The following is a 2,384-nucleotide window of genomic DNA, read 5'->3' on the forward strand; positions in this document are numbered from 1 at the left end:
TGGGGTTTCCCCATGTGAGAGTAGGTCATCGTCAAGATTAAATTCCGAAACCCCAATTGCGAAAGCAGTTGGGGTTTTGTTTTGCCCGCAGGAAATGCATGTGCTTGATTTCTATGCAACGGCCCGGGGCATAGCTATTATTCGGGCCTCATTGTGAGGCGAGACCTGCATGTTGACGTTGTTGAACCTTCTGAAGGATGGGCGATTCCATTCTGGTCAGGATCTGGGGGCGGCCCTGGGGATTAGTCGAAGTGCAGTATGGAAACAGCTTCAGCATCTTGAGGCTGAACTCGGGCTGTCCATCCATAAAGTTCGCGGGCGCGGGTATCAATTGGCGACGCCTCTGATGTTGCTAGATCCTCTCAAAATAGCGGAAATGGCGCCAGGCTGGCCGGTTGCAGTATTCGACTCCATTGACTCGACAAATGCCGAGGGATTGCGCGCGATCGGTCAGGGCCGATCGGCGCCTTTTCTCGTGCTTGCTGAACGGCAGGTGTCTGGGCGCGGACGGAGAGGGCGCAAGTGGGTGAGTCCGTTTGCTGACAACCTTTATTACAGTCTCGTGCTGCGCATCGATGGCGGAATGCGGCAATTGGAGGGTTTGAGCCTTGTCGTGGGTCTAGCTGTCATGCACACCTTGCGAAAAGTCGGTGTCGCCGGGGCGGGCTTGAAGTGGCCGAACGATGTTCTGGTCGGTAATAAGAAGATCGCCGGTATCTTGCTTGAGCTCGTCGGCGATCCCGCGGACGTTTGTCACGTGGTCTTGGGCATAGGCATCAACGTTAATATGCAGGCCGCTGAGGAAGTCGATCAGCAATGGACATCCGTGCGACTCGAGTCTGGTCAGGTCTGCGATCGCAACGCGTTAGCTGTTCAGTTGAGCGAGCAGTTGCAGGCATATATCCAGCGTCACCAGGATAGAGGCTTCTCGGCTCTACAGGCCGAGTGGCAGGACGGTCATCTGTGGCAGGGGCGATCTGTTTCATTGATCGCCGGCACTAACCAGATCGATGGTGTTGTGCTTGGAATTGATAATCAAGGTGCGCTGCGATTGCAGGTGGATGGTGTGGAAAAACTTTTTAGTGGTGGTGAGCTCAGCTTGAGGTTGCGTGATGATTCTTGAGCTCGATTGCGGCAATAGCTTCATAAAGTGGCGTGTATTGGACGCCGCGGCTGCGTCTCTGTTTTCTGAGGGGGTGGTCGATTCCGACTCGGCGTTGATCGAAAGTCTGCGCTCACTTGGCAAAATATCTTTGCGTAAATGCCGTTTGGTCAGTGTCAGGACTGCTGAGGAAACCGAAGCGCTCATTAAGCTGCTTGAGCAAGCGTTCGGTGTTTCTGCGGTGTGCGCTCAGCCCGCTCGGCAAATGTCCGGAGTCAAAAACGGCTACGAAGACTATGAGCGGTTGGGGCTTGATCGGTGGCTTGCCATGCTTGGTGGGTATCACTTGGCGTCGGGTGCCTGCCTGGTGCTGGATTTTGGTACGGCAGTTACCGCCGATTTCATCTCGGCAGATGGAGAGCACTTGGGTGGCTTTATCTGTCCGGGCATGCCGTTGATGCGTAATCAGTTGCGAACCCATACGCGGAAGATTCGTTATGGAGATGTTGCGGCGGAGCGTGCCTTGACGAGCCTGGCTCCTGGGCGAACCACGGTTGAGGCTGTAGAGCGGGGCTGTTCTTTGATGCTTAAAGGATTTGTACTCACTCAGTTAGATATCGCGCGTGAGTATTGGGGGGAGAGTTTTACAGTGTTTGTCACTGGCGGTGATGCTGACTTGGTTGCCAGTGTTGCTCCTGGTGCTCGTCTCGTCCCAGATTTGGTTTTCGTAGGGTTGGCGATGGCCTGTCCTTTGTCCTGAGGTTCGTATGCGTTGGTTGTTCCTGCTGCTCCTTGTTCTCAATGTGTTCTATTACGTCTGGCACCAGCAGGAAGCTCCTTTGCGTGCCAAGGATGTCACGCCTCTCAGTTTATATAAGGGGTCGCAGCAGGATATTCGGTTGCTAAGTGAGAGCGGCGGCGCCTCCCGCGAGAAATCCGAAACTGCCCAGGGCGAAGAAAAATGCCTTTATGTGGGTGGTTTTGCAGTTCAGGATCCGGCCTTGGCTCTTGAGCGGCGTCTTGAGGAAATGAAGGTTCGCTCGCAACCCTTGCAGAAAAACGTCCCGGAGAGTGGTTATTGGCTACGGATCGCGCCTGAGGGCGAGCGTTTGCTGGGTGATTTGCAGCTGCAGAACCTTTCCAAGGAATTCAATGAGTTAAAACATAAAATAATGCTGTGCGAGGGGGTTGCACCATGCCCAGACCAATGCCTTCGTCCGTCCAGATCTGGCACATGGCGTCGCTGAAGCTGTCATCGCCGAGCGCGGTGACGTAGTCGACT

3 protein-coding genes are annotated in these 2,384 nt (G+C 54.6%); all 3 read left to right on the forward strand.

Going from position 1 to position 2,384, the window contains the following annotated elements; genetic code table 11:
• Positions 1-169 precede the first annotated feature (169 nt).
• The 3 genes from birA to ACIP1X_RS28640 are packed head-to-tail and all read left to right on the forward strand — an operon-like array spanning position 170 to position 2,349.
• Positions 170-1,123, forward strand: coding sequence for a bifunctional biotin--[acetyl-CoA-carboxylase] ligase/biotin operon repressor BirA (birA, locus tag ACIP1X_RS28630; protein WP_212546233.1), 954 nt, complete (start codon positions 170-172; stop codon positions 1,121-1,123).
• On the forward strand, positions 1,113-1,862 hold the full coding sequence (locus ACIP1X_RS28635) for a pantothenate kinase (protein WP_400755946.1): 750 nt from the start codon (positions 1,113-1,115) through the stop codon (positions 1,860-1,862). The genes birA and ACIP1X_RS28635 overlap by 11 nt, the downstream gene beginning before the upstream one ends.
• 7 nt (positions 1,863-1,869) lie before the next feature.
• Positions 1,870-2,349 (forward strand): hypothetical protein, encoded by a 480-nt coding sequence (locus ACIP1X_RS28640; protein WP_400755947.1) that lies wholly within the window; start codon positions 1,870-1,872, stop codon positions 2,347-2,349.
• Positions 2,350-2,384: the final 35 nt, after the last annotated feature.

This window comes from Pseudomonas sp. NPDC088885, assembly GCF_044750025.1.
Taxonomy (GTDB): domain Bacteria; phylum Pseudomonadota; class Gammaproteobacteria; order Pseudomonadales; family Pseudomonadaceae; genus Aquipseudomonas; species Aquipseudomonas rustica.

What these genes read in the sequence shown, in the direction of transcription:
- birA (WP_212546233.1), top strand. Translation starts at nt 170, where the DNA reads ATGTTGACGTTGTTGAACCTTCTGAAGGATGGGCGATTCCATTCTGGT.
- ACIP1X_RS28635 (WP_400755946.1), top strand. Translation starts at nt 1,113, where the DNA reads ATGATTCTTGAGCTCGATTGCGGCAATAGCTTCATAAAGTGGCGTGTA.
- ACIP1X_RS28640 (WP_400755947.1), top strand. Translation starts at nt 1,870, where the DNA reads ATGCGTTGGTTGTTCCTGCTGCTCCTTGTTCTCAATGTGTTCTATTAC.